The 16252-nt window shown below is 71.2% G+C and carries 14 protein-coding genes; 7 read left to right on the top strand and 7 right to left on the bottom strand.

Annotation, left to right across the window (positions count from 1 at the left end; genetic code table 11):
• Nucleotides 1-58 precede the first annotated feature (58 nt).
• The 5 genes from BKI49_RS07820 to BKI49_RS07800 all read left to right on the top strand — a co-directional run bounded on the left by BKI49_RS07820 (nt 59) and on the right by BKI49_RS07800 (nt 5767).
• The gene (locus tag BKI49_RS07820) at nt 59-1399 is read left to right on the top strand and encodes an ABC transporter substrate-binding protein (protein ID WP_095933476.1); all 1341 of its coding nucleotides are present in this window, start codon (nt 59-61) and stop codon (nt 1397-1399) included.
• 125 nt (nt 1400-1524) lie between these two features.
• Nucleotides 1525-2313 carry a rhamnogalacturonan acetylesterase gene (locus BKI49_RS07815; protein WP_095933475.1) on the top strand — a complete coding sequence of 263 codons (789 nt, stop codon included), beginning with the start codon at nt 1525-1527 and terminating at the stop codon, nt 2311-2313.
• Between the two features lie 45 nt (nt 2314-2358).
• On the top strand, nt 2359-3693 hold the full coding sequence (locus BKI49_RS07810) for a pectate lyase family protein (protein ID WP_095933474.1): 1335 nt from the start codon (nt 2359-2361) through the stop codon (nt 3691-3693).
• Between the two features lies 1 nt (nt 3694).
• Nucleotides 3695-4858 carry a pectinesterase family protein gene (locus BKI49_RS07805; protein WP_095933473.1) on the top strand — a complete coding sequence of 388 codons (1164 nt, stop codon included), beginning with the start codon at nt 3695-3697 and terminating at the stop codon, nt 4856-4858.
• A 117-nt stretch (nt 4859-4975) separates the two neighbouring features.
• Nucleotides 4976-5767 (top strand): HAD family acid phosphatase, encoded by a 792-nt coding sequence (locus BKI49_RS07800; protein ID WP_095933472.1) that lies wholly within the window; start codon nt 4976-4978, stop codon nt 5765-5767.
• A 254-nt stretch (nt 5768-6021) separates the two neighbouring features.
• Here the strand turns inward: BKI49_RS07800 and BKI49_RS07795 are convergent, their stop codons facing one another.
• Nucleotides 6022-6780: a hypothetical protein gene (locus BKI49_RS07795; RefSeq protein ID WP_095933471.1), complete on the bottom strand. Its 759-nt coding sequence runs from the start codon at nt 6778-6780 to the stop codon at nt 6022-6024.
• Nucleotides 6777-7343 carry a SigE family RNA polymerase sigma factor gene (locus tag BKI49_RS07790; protein WP_095933470.1) on the bottom strand — a complete coding sequence of 189 codons (567 nt, stop codon included), beginning with the start codon at nt 7341-7343 and terminating at the stop codon, nt 6777-6779. The genes BKI49_RS07795 and BKI49_RS07790 overlap by 4 nt, the downstream gene beginning before the upstream one ends.
• A 256-nt stretch (nt 7344-7599) precedes the next feature.
• Here BKI49_RS07790 and BKI49_RS07785 point away from each other — a divergent pair, with 256 nt between their 5' ends.
• Nucleotides 7600-9051, top strand: coding sequence for an NCS2 family permease (locus BKI49_RS07785; protein WP_095933469.1), 1452 nt, complete (start codon nt 7600-7602; stop codon nt 9049-9051).
• A 52-nt stretch (nt 9052-9103) separates the two neighbouring features.
• On the opposite strand, the gene BKI49_RS07780 is transcribed toward BKI49_RS07785, so the two are convergent.
• The 5 genes from BKI49_RS07780 to BKI49_RS07760 form a co-directional block, all read right to left on the bottom strand.
• Entirely contained in the window at nt 9104-10555 is a 1452-nt protein-coding gene (locus BKI49_RS07780; protein ID WP_095933468.1) for a peptidoglycan D,D-transpeptidase FtsI family protein, read from the bottom strand.
• Between the two features lie 55 nt (nt 10556-10610).
• Entirely contained in the window at nt 10611-11285 is a 675-nt protein-coding gene (locus BKI49_RS07775; protein ID WP_095933467.1) for a response regulator transcription factor, read from the bottom strand.
• Entirely contained in the window at nt 11282-12610 is a 1329-nt protein-coding gene (locus tag BKI49_RS07770) for a sensor histidine kinase (RefSeq protein ID WP_095933466.1), read from the bottom strand. Before BKI49_RS07770 ends, BKI49_RS07775 begins: the two co-directional genes overlap by 4 nt.
• A gap of 10 nt (nt 12611-12620) precedes the next feature.
• Nucleotides 12621-13655: a hypothetical protein gene (locus BKI49_RS07765; protein WP_257004656.1), complete on the bottom strand. Its 1035-nt coding sequence runs from the start codon at nt 13653-13655 to the stop codon at nt 12621-12623.
• 88 nt (nt 13656-13743) lie between these two features.
• Nucleotides 13744-14517: an IclR family transcriptional regulator gene (locus BKI49_RS07760; protein ID WP_028803360.1), complete on the bottom strand. Its 774-nt coding sequence runs from the start codon at nt 14515-14517 to the stop codon at nt 13744-13746.
• A 131-nt stretch (nt 14518-14648) separates the two neighbouring features.
• On the opposite strand from BKI49_RS07760, the gene BKI49_RS07755 reads away from it, so the two are divergent.
• Nucleotides 14649-16178, top strand: coding sequence for an aldehyde dehydrogenase (NADP(+)) (locus tag BKI49_RS07755; RefSeq protein WP_095933465.1), 1530 nt, complete (start codon nt 14649-14651; stop codon nt 16176-16178).
• The last annotated feature ends 74 nt before the right edge of the window (nt 16179-16252 follow it).

The raw sequence follows: 16252 nt of genomic DNA, 5'->3' as shown, positions 1-16252 counted from the left end.
CGGCGCACATCCACAAGACCCCACAACCCCGTTGAATCCAGAAGAAGAGAGCCGACCAATGAAGATCAGCATCCGTAGAAGCAGGCGTGCCGCGACGGCCGTCGCCCTGGGTTCCGTGCTCGCGCTGACCGCCACCGCCTGCGGCGACGACGGCAGTGGCTCGGCCGGTGACAAGGGCGGCGAGGGCTCCGGCAAGGGCGAGATCACCTTCTGGGACAACAACGGCGGTGTCCGCACCGACATCTGGAAGCAGATCATCGCCGACTTCGAGAAGAAGTACCCGGACATCAAGGTGAACTACGTCGGCATCCCCGCGGCGAGCGCCCAGTCGAAGTACGACACCGCCATCCAGGGCGGCGGCCTGCCCGACGTCGGCGGTGTGGGCACGGCGATGCTCGCCGAGGTCGCGGTCCAGGGCGCGCTGGAGCCGCTGGACAGCCGGGTCGAGAAGAGCGCGCTGAACGGCAGGCTCAGCAAGAACCTGCTCGACAGCAGCCGGGCCGCGGGCGGCGGCGACACGCTCTACCAGGTGCCGACCTCCGCCAACAACGGCACGCTGTGGTACCGCACCGACCTGTTCGAGAAGGCCGGTCTGGACGCCCCGACGACCTGGTCGAAGTTCTACTCGGCGGCCGACAAGCTCACCGCCAAGGGCAAGAACGCGTTCGGCTTCACCATCCGGGGCGGCGAGGGCGCGATCGCGCCGGCGCTGGACGCGGTGTACGGCCAGACCGGCATCACCTCGTTCTGGAACGGCGACAAGACCACCGTCAACGATCCGAAGAACGTGGCCGCGCTGGAGAAGTACGTGGCCCTGTACAAGAAGGACACCCCGTCCGCGGACGTCAACAACGACTTCACCAAGATGGTCGCCCAGTGGGACAGCGGCACCATCGGCATGCTCAGCCACAACCTCGGCTCCTACCAGGACCACCTGAAGGCCCTCGGCGCGGACAAGTTCCGCGGCATCCCGAACCCGACGCAGGACGACGGCACGCGCGTCCAGGTGTCCAACCCGGTCGACGGGCTGAGCCTGTTCAAGTCGAGCAAGAACAAGGCCGCCGCCTGGAAGTTCATCGAGTTCGCGCTCTCGGCCGAGGAGAACTCCAAGTTCAACGAGTCCGCGGGCCAGGTGCCGGCGAACACCGACGCCGCCAAGGACGCATGGATCCAGCAGGCCGAGCCGACCAAGCTGGCGGCCGAGGCGCTCAACGGGACCGGCACCAAGATTGTGCAGCTGCCGTACTACCTGCCGGACTGGAACACCATCTCCAAGGCCGACAACGAGCCGAACTTCCAGAAGCTGCTGCTCGGCAAGATGACCGCGAAGCAGTTCCTGGACACGCTGGCCGACCAGCTCAACGCCGCGCAGGCGGACTGGAAGAAGAACCACGGATGACCCGCCCGAACGCGCGGTGATGCGACTGCGCGGCCGTCGTCCGGCCGTCGGGCCGGCCGGTCGCGCAGTGCCTCGCGCCCCTGTCGGGGGCGCGTTTCCCACCCCCTGTTGAAAGGCACGACGAGATGTCCCTCAGCCGAAGACAGGTCACCTCGGCGGCGCTCGCCGCCGTCCCGCTCGCCCTCGCGGCCACCGGCACCGCCCGGGCCGCGCACCGGCGCCGCACCCTCTACATCGCCGGCGACTCCACCGCCGCCCAGAAGTACGCCGACGCGGCGCCCGAGACCGGCTGGGGCACGGCCCTGCCGTTCTTCCTGCACGACGGTCTGGCCGTCGCGAACCATGCGGTGAACGGCCGCAGTTCGAAGAGCTTCATCGACGAGGGCCGGCTGGACGTCATCCTCGACGCGATCCGCCCCGGCGATCTCCTCGTCGTCCAGTTCGGCCACAACGACGAGAAGAGCGCCGACCCCACCCGCTACACCGAGCCCTGGACGACGTACCAGGACCACCTGCGTCAGTACCTCGACGGGGCGCGGGCCCGGGGCGCGCGTCCGGTGCTCGCGACGCCCGTCGAACGCAGGAAGTTCGACGCGGACGGCAACGCCGTGCCGACCCACGGCGACTATCCGGCGTCGATGCGCGCGCTCGCCGCGGACGAGCACGTCGCACTGCTCGACATCCAGGCGCTGTCCCTCGCCCTGTGGCAGCGCCTCGGTGCCGAGGAGACGAAGAAGTACTTCAACTGGACCGCGACCGAACAGGACAACACACACTTCAACCCGCCCGGCGCGATCGCCGTGGCCCGTCTCGTCGCCGCCGCGCTGCTGCGTCGCGGGGTGCTCGCGCCCCGGGACGTGCGCCGGCTCGACGACGCGGTCCCCGAGTCCTGGATCACCTGGCCCACGGCCTGACCGAGCACCACCCGCCACCCGACCCGACGGGAAGAGAGCCGCACCATGAACGCACAGGAATGGCATGGGCATGCCACAGCACGACGTTCGGCGACACGTGCCGCGGCGCTGATCGGCTGCACCGCCCTCGTCCTCGCCGTCACCGGCACCACCGCCGAGGCCCGCTCCGCCGACCCCGCGCGCCAGACCCTCGCGGCCCGCGACGGATGGGCCTCCGCGGGCACCGGCACCACCGGCGGATCCACCGCGGACGCCGCGCACGTCTACACCGTCACCACCTGGGACGGATTCAAGGCCGCCCTGGCCGCCGGCGGCACCGCCCCGAAGATCATCAAGGTGAAGGGCACCATCGACGCCAACGCCGACGGCTGCGACTCCTTCGCCGCCGACGGCTACGACTTCGACGCCTACCTGCAGAAGTACGCGCCGGAGAACTGGGGTTACGACACCGACCTGTCGGCCGAACCCGACGACAGCCCCGAGGGACTGCGCCGCGCCTCCGCCGCCCGCCAGGACACCGCCATCAAGGCCTCCGTCCCCGCCAACACGACACTGATCGGCATCGGCGAGGACGCGGGCTTCAAGGGCGCCGGCCTCCAGATCAAGGACGTCGACAACGTCATCGTCCGCAACCTCGCCTTCGAGAGCCCCCTCGACTGCTTCCCGCAGTGGGACCCCACCGACGGCGACACCGGGAACTGGAACTCCGAGTACGACAGCGCCGTGGTGTACGGCTCCACACACGTCTGGCTGGACCACAACACATTCACCGACGGGGAGCACCCGGACAGCACCCTGCCGACGTACTACGGCCGGATCTACGAACAGCACGACGGAGAACTCGACATCGTCAAGGGCGCGGACTACGTGACCGCCTCCTGGAACGTGTTCGCCGACCACGACAAGACGATCCTGATCGGCAACAGCGACAGCGCGGCGACCGCCGCCGTCGACCGGGGACACCTGAAGACCACGTTCCACCACAACCTGTTCACCGGCCTCGTCGAGCGCGCGCCCCGCGTCCGCTTCGGCCAGGTCGACTCCTACAACAACCACTTCGTCGCCGACTCCACGTTCTCCTACAGCTTCGGCATCGGCATGGAGTCCCAACTGGTCGCCGAGCACAACGCGTTCACGCTGCCCGACGGGATCAGCGCCGCGACGGTCCTGAAGAAGTGGAAGGAGGCGCCGCTCACCGCCGCCGACAACTACGTCAACGGCAGGAAGACCGACCTGATCGCCGTGCACAACGCGGAGATCCCGGCCGAGACGCTCCAGTCCGGTGCCGGCTGGACTCCCACCCTGCGCACCAAGGTCGACCCGCCGAAGGCCGTCCCGGGCCTCGTCGACCACCGGGCGGGCGCCGGAAGGATCTGCTGACATGGCCGGACCCCCGCTCAGCAGACGGGCGTTCGTCGCCGCGAGCAGCGGAGCCGCGCTGGCTCCACTGCTCGCGGCCCCCGCGACCGCCGCACCCCGGTCGGCGTCACCGCGTCACGGCAGGCCCTTCGGGCGGTACGGATCGCCGTCCGCGCGGCTCACCGAGCGGACCCTGTACGTCCATCCCGGCGGCCGTGGCGACCACACCACCGTGCAGGCAGCGGTGAACGCCGCGACGGGCGCCGGACACACCCTGGTCATCGCGCCCGGTGTGTACCGCGAGACCGTCTCGGTCGGGGTCACCGACCCGGCCACGGGCCTGCCCGGCGTCGCGGGCACCGGGATGACGTGGATCGGTGCCTCCGAGGACCCGCACGACGTCGTCGTCGTGTACGACAACGCCAACGGCACGCCGAAGCCGGACGGTTCGGGCACCTACGGCACCTCCGGCTCGGCCACGACCACCGTGCGCACCGACGGCTTCACGGCCCGCTGGATCACCTTCGCCAACGACTGGCTGCGCGCGGACCACCCCGGCATCACCGGCACCCAGGCCGTCGCGGTGAAGGTCCAGGGCGACCGTTCGGCCTTCCACCACTGCCGGTTCCTCGGCCATCAGGACACGCTGTACGCCGACTCGATCGCGCTCGGTACCTTCGCCCGCCAGTACTACCGGGACTGCTACGTCGAGGGCGACGTCGACTTCGTCTTCGGCCGGGCCGCGGCGGTGTACGAGCGCTGTCACTTCCACACGCTCGACCGCACCGACCTGGCGTCCGCCCCGTACGGCTTCGTGTTCGCGCCGTCCACCGCGGTCGCCGCTCCGCACGGCTACCTGGTCGTCCGCAGCCGGGTCACCAGCGCCGCCCCCGACGGGTACTACAAGCTGGCCCGCCCCTGGGTGCCCAGCTCGGACACCACCGCCCGGCCGATGCTGACGGTGCGCGAGACCCGTCTGGACGCCGGGACCGACGCGGTCGCGCCCTACGCCGACATGTCGTCCGCCCACCCGTGGCAGAACCAGCGCTTCGCCGAGTACCGCAACACCGGACCGGGCGCGGCCGTCACGGTCCCCGCCAACCGGCCCCAACTCACGCCCGAGGAAGCCGAGTCCGCGACCCGGGAGGTACATCTCGGCGACTGGGCACCCTGGAAGGACCGCTGATCCGTCGACCGCCGGCGCCGGGTACTTCGGTGCCGCCGGGGCCCGTTGCCTGTGGAGTATGTATCGATCGGGCAACGGGCCTCGCGTTCCCCTGGGTGACGCGCGTAGAAACCTGTCATGCATAAGCCACGCATCGCGGCCATCGCCGCCGCCTGTGCCGTCGCCGGCGCCGCCCTGTACGGCGCCGGTGCGGCCACCGCCGGCCAGTCGACCGCGAACTCGACCCACGAGCCCTACAACATCGGGGTCCTGGTCAAGGACATCGACACCTACTACGGCACGACGCTCGACGGCAACGGCGTGTACCAGGCCTCCCCGGACAGCCCGTACGCCAAGGACCTGGCGCGCATCGAGTCCGACGCCGAGCGCTACATCGACAAGGCGGCGCACAAGGCCCGCCACCACGGCGAGAAGCCCGCGGTCGTCTTCGACATCGACGACACGCTGCTGCTCTCCCTCGACTACGAGAAGAAGACCAACTACACCTACAACTCGGCATCCTGGGCCGCGTACGTCGCCCAGGCCGACCGCCCGGCCGTCTTCGGCACCCCGGCACTCGTCGAGTACGCGCGGTCCAAGGGCGTCGAGGTCTTCTACAACTCGGGCCTAAAGGAGTCGCAGCGCGCCGACGCCGTCAAGAACCTCAAGAAGGTCGGCGCCGACGTCAACCTCGACGCCGACCACATGTTCCTCAAGGACGCGGCCAACCCGCCCGCCTACCTGAGTGACTGTGCCACGGCCACCGCCTGGAACTGCACGACCGTGCAGTACAAGTCCGGCACCCGCAAGCACATCGAGTCCCTCGGGTACGAGATCGTCGCCAACTTCGGCGACCAGTACTCCGACCTCGACGGCGGCTACGCCGACAGGACGTACAAGCTCCCGAACCCGACGTACTTCGTGAGCTGAGCCCTCCCGGGAGACGAACGCCCCCGCCGGTCGTCACCGGCGGGGGCGTTCTCTGCTGACCGAGGGGGGCTCAGGCCAGCAGGTCCGTGCAAAGGAAAGGACGCCGGAATCGAACGTCCGGTTGTTTCCCCCGGCAATCCATTCGTAAGTGACGTCGTGCCGTCGCGAAGCGAGTTCCTCGGACGGCGAGGAGACCTTCGCGTCTTTGGGTCGCCCCCCACGGGAAAAGCGTTGCCGCGTCCTGCGGGGCGGGATCACGAGGTGCCGTCGGACACCGTGCCGTCGTCCGCGTGGACCGCGAAGTCACCCGCGACGACGGACCGTTCGCCGTCCGTCACTGCCGTGGCCGTGTACCGGTCGTCCTTCGCGTCCCGGCCGCCGCGCTCGTGGTCGTACTGTCCCGCGAAGACCCACTCGCCGGGCCAGACCGTACGCCCCGGCTTCAGCACCCAGGTGTAGACGAGGAAGCCGTCCCGCTCCCGGACCGTGGTCGTGAAGTCGTCCTCGGGCAGGGACCGCCAGGCGCCCGTGTCGCTCACCCCACCGGTCTGCCGGATCCTCAACCGGACCGTGAGGGACGTCAGTTGCCGGCTCGTCCTCACCGTCACACTGCTCTGCGCCCAGAAGTCGTTGCTGTGCGGGTCGACCGAGCCGTCGGACCACAGCGGACCGTCCTCGCTGCCGGTGGCCGGCGGGCGGCCCGTCGTGTCCGGCGACGGTTCGGGGGTCGGCGAGACCGCGACGGTCTGCTGCGGTGTCCCGTCCCGCACGGCCGAGGCGACCGCGTAACCGCCCGCCGCGAGGACTCCGGCGACGGCCGCCGTGGCACCCATGACCCGGACCCAGCCGAACAGGGGCGTGCCTGCCCCGCGCCGTGCGGGCCGCCGCTCCCGAGCGCCCGCCATGCCGCGCTCCACCCGGGCCAGGATGCGCGCGCGGTCGGGCTCGTGCGCCTCGACGGCATCCCGCAGCCCGGCACGCAGCTCGTCGTGCACGTCCCGCGCCTTCCTCATCGGTCCGATCCTCCGGCTCCACCCGCGGGCAGCGCTCCCGCATGCACCCGCACCGGCGTCCCGTCGGTGCCGAGGAGCCGCTTCAGTTCCGCCATGCCCTTCGAGGTCTGGCTCTTCACCGTACCCACGGACACACCGAGGGCGAGGGCCGTGTCCTTCTCCGAGAGGTCGAACGCGTGCCGCAGCACGACGCACGCCCGCTTGCGGAACGGCAGTCTGCGCAGCGCCTCCTGGACGTCGATCGCACCCGGCACATCGGGGTTCTCGGCCCTGTCCTCACGGCTCGACCAGAAGAGCGTGATCCGCCGCCGCTCGCGCACCGCGCTGCGGATGCGGCTGCGGGCGAGATTGGCGACCACACCGCGCGCGTACGCCACCGGGTGGTCCGCCGCGCGCACCCGGTCCCAGCGGTGCCACAGGGCGAGCAGCGCGTCCGCCGCCAGATCGTCCGCGACGTCCGGTTCGCCCGTCAACAGGGCGGCGAGACGGGAGAGTTCGGCGTAGTGCCGCTCGAAGAAGGCGTGGAACTCCACGGAGGCGTCGTCGTCGAGGACCGTGCCCACGGGTGACCTCTCCTTGCTGCGGCTTGGGGCACCGGTGCAGGTGCGTGGTCATGCGGCCCCGTGTGCCACCCGTGACGAAGTGGCGTGTCCGTGGGGCGGGATGCGAGAGCGTATCAGCGTCCGTACGGAGCTTCGAACGCCGTATGGCGGGCCGAACTCGATTCCGTAACACGGAGAAAACCTGAAACCGGTGCGACGCGGGAACAATCCAGCCAGCATCCGCACACCCAGCACGCAGGCATCGAGGAGCAACGCCATGTCCGAATCCCAGAAGGTGGCCGACCGGCCAAGTGCCGCGCCCCCCGCGGCGAACAGCGTCGACGGGTTCTTCAAGATATCCGCCAGGGGCTCCACCTTCGGCCGGGAGATACGCGGCGGCTTCGCCACGTTCTTCACGATGGCCTACATCCTTGTCCTGAACCCGATCATTCTGGGCAGCGCCAAGGACAAGTTCGGCCACCAGCTCGACGCCGTCCAACTGACCACCGCCACCGCCCTGGTGGCCGCCGTCATGACCGTCGTCATGGGCCTCGGCGGCAACCTCCCGCTCGCACTCGCCGCGGGCCTCGGCCTCAACGCGGTCGTCGCCTTCCAGATCGCCCCGCTGATGAGCTGGGACGACGCGATGGGCCTGATCGTCCTGGAGGGCCTGCTGATCTGCGTACTGGTGGTGACGGGCCTGCGTGAAGCGGTCATGCACGCCATTCCGCAACCGCTGAAGCAGGCGATCAGTGTCGGCATCGGTCTGTTCATCGCCTTCATCGGCTTCGTCGACGCCGGGTTCGTCACCCGCATCCCGGACGTCGCGAGCACCACGGTCCCGGTGCAGCTCGGCGGCACCGGCACGCTGACCGGCTGGCCGGTCCTGGTCTTCTGTCTCGGCGTGCTGCTGACCATCGGACTGCTCGCCCGCAAGGTCAAGGGCGCGATCCTGATCAGCATCGTGACCATGACGATCGTGGCGATCGTCATCAACTCCGCGGCCGACATCAAGAGCTGGGGACTGACCACGCCGAAGCTCCCCGACGACGTGGTGGCCTCACCGGACTTCGGGCTGCTCGGTCACTTCAGCCTGTTCGGTGCCTTCGGCGAGACCGGCGCGATCACGGTCGTCCTGCTGATCTTCACGCTCGTCCTGTCCGACTTCTTCGACACGATGGGCACCGTCGTCGGCATCAGCGCCGAGGCCGGCCTGCTGGACGAGGAGGGCAAGGTGCCGAACCTCGGCCGGGTCCTGCTCATCGACGGCGCCGCCGCGGTGGCAGGCGGTGCCGCCTCGGCCTCCTCCTCGACCTCGTACATCGAGTCGGCGGCGGGCGTGGGCGAGGGAGCCCGTACCGGCTTCGCGAACCTGGTCACCGGCGGGCTCTTCGCGCTCGCGCTGTTCCTGACCCCGCTGCTCACGATCGTCCCGCTGCAGGCCGCCGCGCCCGCGCTCGTCGCGGTCGGCTTCCTGATGATGACCCAGGTCAAGCACATCGACTGGGACAGGTACGAGATCGCCATCCCCGCCTTCCTGACCATCGCCGTGATGCCGTTCACCTACTCGATCACGAACGGCATCGGCGCGGGCTTCCTGGCCTACGTCCTGATCAGGACGGTCCTCGGCAAGGCGAAGGAGGTCCACTGGCTGCTGTGGGCCTCCTCGGCACTGTTCCTCGTGTACTTCGCGATCGACCCGATCGAGCAGATCCTGGGCGTGAAGTGAAGACGAGGGCCCCGCACCCGGACGGGGGTGCGGGGCCCTCGGCGGGTGGCGCTCAGCCCTTCAGCGCGGCCCGCATCGCGGCCTTCGCGACCGGCGCCGCCAGGCCGTTGCCGCTGACCTCGGAACGGGCCGCGTCGGACTGCTCGACCATCACCGCGACGGCGACCTCCTTGCCGGTGGAGTCGGACTTCGCGTACGACGTGAACCAGGCGTAGGGCGTCTCGCTGTTGTTCTCGCCGTGCTGGGCCGTGCCGGTCTTGCCGCCCACGGTCGCGCCCGAGATCCTGGCGTTCGTGCCCGTGCCGTCCTCGACGACCGTCTGCATCGCCGACTGGAGCTGCTGCGCCGTGGACGAGCTGACGATCTCCTTCGTCCGCGTGTTGTCGTCGTAGTTCCTCAGGACGTTCCCGTCGGCGTCGCTGGTCTGCGCCACCATGTGCGGCGAGACGAGCTTGCCGTCGTTGGCGATCGCGGCGGACACCATGGCCATCTGGAGCGGCGTCGCCGTCACGTCGAACTGGCCGATGCCGGTCAGCGCCGTCGAGGACCTGTCCATGCCCGAGGGGTACACGCTGGCGTAGGCCCGCACCGGCACGTCCTGCTCCTCGTCGTTGAAGCCGAACTTCTCCGCCATCGCCCTGACCTTGTCCTGGCCCAGGTCGACGGCCATCTTCGCGAAGACGTTGTTGCAGGAGTACTGGAGCGCGACGCGGATGGAGGCGTCCTCGCAGGGGGCCGAGGTGTTCTCGTTCTTCAGGACGCGGCTCGTGCCCGGCAGCGTGTACGGGTCGGGACTGTCCGTTTTCGCGTCCACGTCCGAGTACAGCCCGTCCTCCAGCGCGGCGGCCGCGACGACCAGCTTGAACGTCGAGCCCGGCGGCAGCGGCTGCCGGAGCGCGCGGTTGACCAGCGGCTTGTCGGCGTCCTTCTTCAGCTTCTGCCAGACGCTGTCGTTGCCCGCGGAGATCGTCGTCGGGTCGTACGACGGTGTGGAGACGGCCGCGAGGATCTTGCCCGTCTTGGGGTCGATCACGACGGCTCCGCCCTTCTTGTCGCCGAGCGCGTCGTACACCGCCTTCTGCACGTCCGGGTCGATCGTCGTGATCACGTCACCCGGGTCGGCGTGCTTGTTGGTGAGCGCGTCCAGCGGGTTCTTCAGCTGGGTGTCCGTGCCGTCCAGCAGGTCCCGGTAGATGCCCTCCAGCTGGGTCGCCCCGTACACCTGCGAGCTGTACCCGGTGACCGCCGCGTACAGGCTGCCGTCCTTGTACGTCCGCTTGTACTTGAGGTCGCCGCCCTTCGTCGGCGCGGAACCGGTGATCGCGTCGCCGGCCACGATGATGTCCCCGAGCGGGTTCGCGTACAGCGAGATCGCGTTCCGCCGGTTGTCCTTGTCTTCCGCGAGCGCCTTGCCGTCGTAGAACTGCACCCAGGTCGCCCTGACCAGCAGGGCGAGCACGAGCAGCAGAGAGAAGACGGCGGCCCGCCTGATCGTCTTGTTCATCCCGCTCAGGAGGACGAGTGGGGGAGGGCGGATCGTTCCCTTCCGCCCCGGTTTCTCATCCGTCCTTCATGAAGCCGGCCTCGTAGGCGGCGATCACCGCCTGGGTGCGGTCCCGCGTCCCCGTCTTCGCCAGCACCGCCGCCACGTGCGACTTCACCGTGGCGGGACCCACTCCCATGCGTGCGGCGATCTCGGCGTTGGTGAGCCCCGTCGCCATCAGCCGCAGCACGTCGCCCTCCCGCGCGGTGAGCTTCGCCACCCACGGCGGTGGCGCGGGACGGGACCGGGCGTGCCCGGCGGCCAGCGCGCGCACCGCCGACGGGAACAGCAGCGTGTCGCTGCGCGCCACCAGCCGCACGGCCTGCACGAGCGCGTCCGCGTCGGCCCGCTTGAGCAGGAAGCCCGCGGCTCCGGCGCGCAGCGCCTCGTACACGTGGGCGTCGTTCTCGAAGGTGGTCACGACGACGACGCGCGGGGGGTCCGGCAGCGTCGCGAGGATCTGCTCGGTGGCGCGGATGCCGTCGACCTCGGGCATCCGCACGTCCATGAGCACGACGTCCGGGGCCAGCTCCCGCACGACCGACACGGCCTCGGCGCCGGTGGCCGCCTCGCCGACCACCTCCAGGCCGGGCTCGGCGTCGAGGATCACGCGCAGGGCGGTGCGCACCATGCGCTCGTCGTCGGCGACGACGATGCGCAGGGCGGCGGTGCCGGGGGACGGGCCGGTCATGCGGGCTCCTCGGTTCTCGCGGCGGGCGGTCCTACGGGCAGGCGCACGGCCAGGCGCCACAGCCCGCCGGCGGGGCCGGCCTCGGCCGTGCCGCCGAGGAGGCGGGCACGGTCGGCGATGCCGCGCAGACCGTGGCCGCCGCCGGGACGGGGCGCGGGGAGCGCCGCGGCCACCGGGTTCTCGGCGGTCATGCACAGCTCGGTGCGCGGCCCGTCGCCGGTGAGCGCGATCCGCAGCGTGACACGGGTGCCGGGACCGGCGTGCTTCAGCGCGTTGCTCAGTGCCTCCTGCACGATGCGGTACGCCTCGCGGGACACCAGTGGCGGCAGGGTCTCCGGGCGTACCTCGACGGCGGCCATGACGCACAGGCCACCGGCGCGGGTGCGGCGCAGCAGGCCGTCGAGGTCGGCGTCGAGCGTGGGGGTGGCGGGCTCCCTGAGGCCGCGCCCCGGCTCCGCTTCCGGGCCGGGCCGCCGCTCCCGGTCGTCGCCCTCCCTCAACATGCCGAGGACCGTGTCCAGTTCGCCGACCGTGCGCCGCGTGGTGTCCTCGATGGCGGCGAGCGCCTCCCGGACGAAGTCCGGGTCGGTGTCGAGGACCCGGCGGGCGGCGCTCGCCTGGAGGGTGACCGCGCTGAGGGCGTGGCCGACCGAGTCGTGCAGCTCGCGGGCGAGGCGGTTGCGTACGGCGAGGTCGGCGGCCCGGCGTTCGGCCGCCGCGAGCCGGTCCTCGGGTGTGGGGCCGAGCAGCCGGGGCGCCCAGCGGGCCAGCAGCCCGGCGGACCCGGCGGCGCAGGCCGCGAGCGCGATCAGCGTGGCGGTCCCGGCGACCGGGGAGAGCGCCAACGCCCAGCCGTGGTCGAGGACTTCGGGCAGGCCCAGGCGTGAATCGCGCAGCAGGGCGACGGCGGGCAGCGCGATGAGGACGGCCGCGAACGGCGGTACGGCCAGCGACATCCCGCTGATGATCCCGCCGAACCCGAGGTGCAGGGTGAACCAGCCCGCCGCCCGCCGACGGCCCGCCCAGGTCCGCGCGGGTCCTTCGGCGAGCACGTCGCCGTCGATGCCGCACAGGGCGCGCACCGCGGCCACCGACATCGGCCGGGTCAGGGGGAACAGCGCGGTGATCGCGGCGAGCGGCAACCCGACGGCGAACGAGAGGAGTTGGAGCGGCAGCGAGTCGAACACGTGCCGCGCGCCGGTGGCGGGCCCGACGATCACCTCGCCGACCAGTACGTACGGCATGGCGAGCGCGCCGCCGAGGATCAGGTGGACCCATCGCCGACGGGCCCGCCGGCCGAACAGGAAGCGGGCGGCCCCCCTCACGCGGTCCCCCTCACGCGGTACGCCGGGGTGGCCCGGCGGCAGCGGACCGCTCCGCGAAGAAGGAGGCGCCGAGGGTGACCACGAGCACGCCGACGATCATCTGCACAGAGTAGGTGAGGTTCATCAGGCCCGTCGGGCGATCGGCGACGTCGTCCCCACCGCCCAGGCTCGCCAGCGACATCCAGCCGCCCCAGCACGCCACCGCGCCGGAACCGGCCCAGCCGAGGGCGAGCGGCACGGCCAAGGGCAGCTCCCGGCCGCGCCGGAAGGCGAGCATCCAGGCGGCCGCGACGGTGCACAGCAGATAGACCAGGTACATCGCCTCCAGCACCCGGAAGTCGCCGGACCGGTCGGCGATCCGCCCGGCGCTCAGCCCCGACGTGCCGCCGCAGGCCCACACCAGATGCGTGGTGAGCGGGAACAGCGTGAGCACGGCGGCGGCGACCGCCGTGGCCCGCCGGGCGGCGTCGCCCGGACCGGCGGACAGCTCCCGGACCCGGCCCCGCCACAGATGGGCCCAGCGGTCCCGCGCGTACAGCACGAACAGCGTGCCCAGCGTGAGGCCCTGCACGATGAATCCGGTGTAGACGACGCCGAAGACCCATTCGTCCAGGAACGGTTCGCGGCCCGCGGCGGCCGGCTCGCGACCCGAACCGCCGAGGAGCCGTACGAGGAGTTGCATCGGATAGCCGGTCATGATCGGCGTGAGCAGGCCGGTCGCCACCCACATGGGGAAGGCGAGCAGCCAGGCGGGGACGCGCAGGCCCCACGGCCGGGTCAGCAGCAGCGCGAGCACGATCACCGCGCTGTCGAGCAGCACGCTCAGACCGTTGGCGACGGCCATGCCGACGCGGTGGTCCAGCAACGAGCTGCCTTCAGGGATGCCGATACGGCTTCCTGCCACCCAGGCGATCTTGAGGGACAGATAGGGCACGCAGGAGACGACGGCGACGGTGCGAAGGGCCCGGCGCACCCGGCCGGGCCCTCCCCAGGACGGTTCCGACTGCGACGGCGTGTCCGGCCCGGCGGTGGATGTCTGCGTCATGCACTCCACGCTGCCGTGACGGGTCCCGCCGCACGTCCTGCCGGGCGACGATCCGCCTCCGCCGCGCGGGGGAGGCGCGCCTCCCCTGTCAGAGCCGGCGCGTCGCCAGGGTCAGACGGTCGCGCGCGTCGAACAGCGCGTCCTTGACCATCTGTTCGTGCGCGGGGGTGAGTCGGGCCACCGGCACCGAGCAGCTGATCGCGTCGCGGGCCGGCGTGCGGTAGGGGATGGCGACGCCGAAGCAGCGCAGCCCCAGCGTGTTCTCCTCGCGGTCCACCGCGAAGCCCTGCTCCCGTACCTGGTGCAGCTCCTCGATGAGCTTCTCCCGGTCGGTGATCGTGTGCTCGGTCAATGCCGGCAGGGTCTCCGGGAGCATCTTGCGGACCTGCTCGTCCGTGTGCGTGGCGAGCAGCGCCTTGCCCAGCGACGTGGAGTGCGCGGGGAGCCGGCGGCCCACCCGCGTGAACGGGCGCAGGTAGTGCTGGGACTGGCGGGTGGCGAGGTAGACCACGTTCGTGCCGTCCAGGCGCGCGAGGTGGATGGTCTCCGTGGTGTCGTCGGACAGCCGGTCGAGCGTGGGGCGGGCCGCGGCCACCACCTCGTCGCCGTCGATGTACGACGTGCCGACGAGCAGCGCGCGCACCCCGATGCCGTACCGCGTGCCCGTCGCGTCGGTCTCCACCCAGCCGAGCTCCACGAGCGTGCGCAGCAGCATGTACAGGCTGGACTTGGGATAACCGACGGCCTCCTGGACCGCGGCCAGGGAGTGCATTCCGGGCCGGCCGGCGAAGTACTCGAGCAATTCCACGGTCCGCACCGCGGACTTGACCTGCGCCCCGCCGCCTGTCTCGCCTGCCGACATCGCCCTTGACCCCTTCGTTGGACGGGAAATAGTCTCCGACAGCATATTCATCATCAGAGACAGCGTTCAGTATATCGAACGCCCTGGTGAGTGACACAAGAACTGCGGCATCACATCTGGAGGGACCCGCGGTGGCAGCAGCACCAGTCTGGAGTGTCGACCCCCGTACCGGGAAGCAGCGTGAACAGGTTGCGGTGGAGGCCACAGCCGAGGAAGTGGACGACGCCGTCCGCGCCGCCCACGCCGCCCGCCCGGCCCTCGCCGACCGCACCGTGCGCGCCGCGTTCCTGCGCACCGCCGCGGACCTCCTCGAAGGCGCCCGCGAGCAACTCGTCGAGGCCGCCGACGCGGAGAGCGCGCTCGGCCCGGTCCGGCTCACCGGGGAACTCGCCCGCACCTGCTACCAGTTGCGGGCCTTCGCGGACATCGTCGATGAAGGTGCCTTCCTCGACGTGATCATCAACCACCCCGACGACACGGCGACCCCGCCCGTCCCGGACCTGCGCCGCTACAAGGTGCCGCTCGGCGTCGTCGCCGTCTACTCCGCTTCCAACTTCCCCTTCGCGTTCTCGGTCGCGGGCGGCGACACCGCGAGCGCGCTGGCGGCAGGCTGCCCGGTCGTCGTCAAGGCCCACCCGGACCACCCCGCCCTCTCCGAACTGGTCGCGGCCGTCCTGCGCCGGGCCGCCGCCCGCCATGACGTCCCTGAGGGCGTCATCGGCCTGCTGCACGGCTTCCAGGCCGGCGTCGACCTGGTCAAGCACCCGCTGATCGCCGCCGCCGGGTTCACCGGTTCGGTCCGCGGCGGCCGGGCCCTCTTCGACGCCGCCGCCGCACGCCCCGTGCCGATCCCCTTCCACGGAGAACTCGGCTCGCTCAATCCCGTGGTCGTCACCGAGGCCGCCGCCGCCGAGCGCGCCGAGGCGATCGGCGCCGGCCTCGCGGGCTCGATGACGCTGGGCGTCGGCCAGTTCTGCGTGAAGCCCGGCCTCGTGCTCGCGCCCGCCGGAGCCGCCGGCGACCGGCTGCTGAAGTCCCTGACCGACGCCGTCAGCGACACCGATGCCGGTGTTCTGCTCGACCACCGCATGCGCGACAACTTCATCGCCGGGGTCGCCGAGCGCGCCGAACTCCCCGAGGTGGAGACCCCGGTGACCCCGGGCGCCGGCAGCGAGCACACGGTGAGCCCCGGCTTCCTGACCGTGCCCGCGCACCGGCTCGCCACCGAGGGCGAGCACGACCTGCTCCTGGAGGAGTGCTTCGGACCCCTCACGGTGGTCGCGCGCTACGAGGACGAGTCCGAGGCGAGCGCGGTCCTCTCCCGGCTGCCCGGCAACCTCACCGCGACCGTGCAGCTCTCCACCGAGGAGGCGGCGGGTGAGGGCCGTGGCGCCGAGATCCTCGCCGAGCTGACCCCGCTCGCCGGACGCGTCCTGGTCAACGGCTGGCCGACCGGTGTCGCGGTCGCCCCGGCGCAGCACCACGGCGGCCCGTACCCGGCGACGACGTCCACCTCGACCTCCGTCGGCGGCACGGCCGTCGAGCGGTGGCTGCGGCCGGTGGCGTACCAGAACGCCCCCGAGGCGCTGCTGCCGCCGGAACTGCGCGACGACAACCCGCTGGGGCTGCCGCGCCGCTTCGACGGGCGCCTGGAGCGGTAGCCGCGCCGGAGTCGCGTGTGCCACTTTCCCGCGCCCCCTCCGGGGCGCGGGGACGGACCTGAGAGACTCGCGCA

The sequence above is a fragment of the Streptomyces sp. Tue6028 genome (assembly GCF_002300165.1).
In the GTDB taxonomy this organism is placed as follows: Bacteria; Actinomycetota; Actinomycetes; order Streptomycetales; family Streptomycetaceae; genus Streptomyces; species Streptomyces siamensis.
Note: the sequence above shows the minus strand (reverse complement) of the source record. Positions and strands in the feature narration are given on the sequence as shown.

Coding starts and splice junctions, on each gene's coding strand:
- BKI49_RS07760 (WP_028803360.1), bottom strand. CDS start 14,517: ATGTCGGCAGGCGAGACAGGCGGCGGGGCGCAGGTCAAGTCCGCGGTG.
- BKI49_RS07820 (WP_095933476.1), top strand. CDS start 59: ATGAAGATCAGCATCCGTAGAAGCAGGCGTGCCGCGACGGCCGTCGCC.
- BKI49_RS07795 (WP_095933471.1), bottom strand. CDS start 6,780: ATGAGGAAGGCGCGGGACGTGCACGACGAGCTGCGTGCCGGGCTGCGG.
- BKI49_RS07805 (WP_095933473.1), top strand. CDS start 3,695: ATGGCCGGACCCCCGCTCAGCAGACGGGCGTTCGTCGCCGCGAGCAGC.
- BKI49_RS07810 (WP_095933474.1), top strand. CDS start 2,359: ATGAACGCACAGGAATGGCATGGGCATGCCACAGCACGACGTTCGGCG.
- BKI49_RS07785 (WP_095933469.1), top strand. CDS start 7,600: ATGTCCGAATCCCAGAAGGTGGCCGACCGGCCAAGTGCCGCGCCCCCC.
- BKI49_RS07815 (WP_095933475.1), top strand. CDS start 1,525: ATGTCCCTCAGCCGAAGACAGGTCACCTCGGCGGCGCTCGCCGCCGTC.
- BKI49_RS07765 (WP_257004656.1), bottom strand. CDS start 13,655: ATGACGCAGACATCCACCGCCGGGCCGGACACGCCGTCGCAGTCGGAA.
- BKI49_RS07780 (WP_095933468.1), bottom strand. CDS start 10,555: ATGAACAAGACGATCAGGCGGGCCGCCGTCTTCTCTCTGCTGCTCGTG.
- BKI49_RS07775 (WP_095933467.1), bottom strand. CDS start 11,285: ATGACCGGCCCGTCCCCCGGCACCGCCGCCCTGCGCATCGTCGTCGCC.
- BKI49_RS07800 (WP_095933472.1), top strand. CDS start 4,976: ATGCATAAGCCACGCATCGCGGCCATCGCCGCCGCCTGTGCCGTCGCC.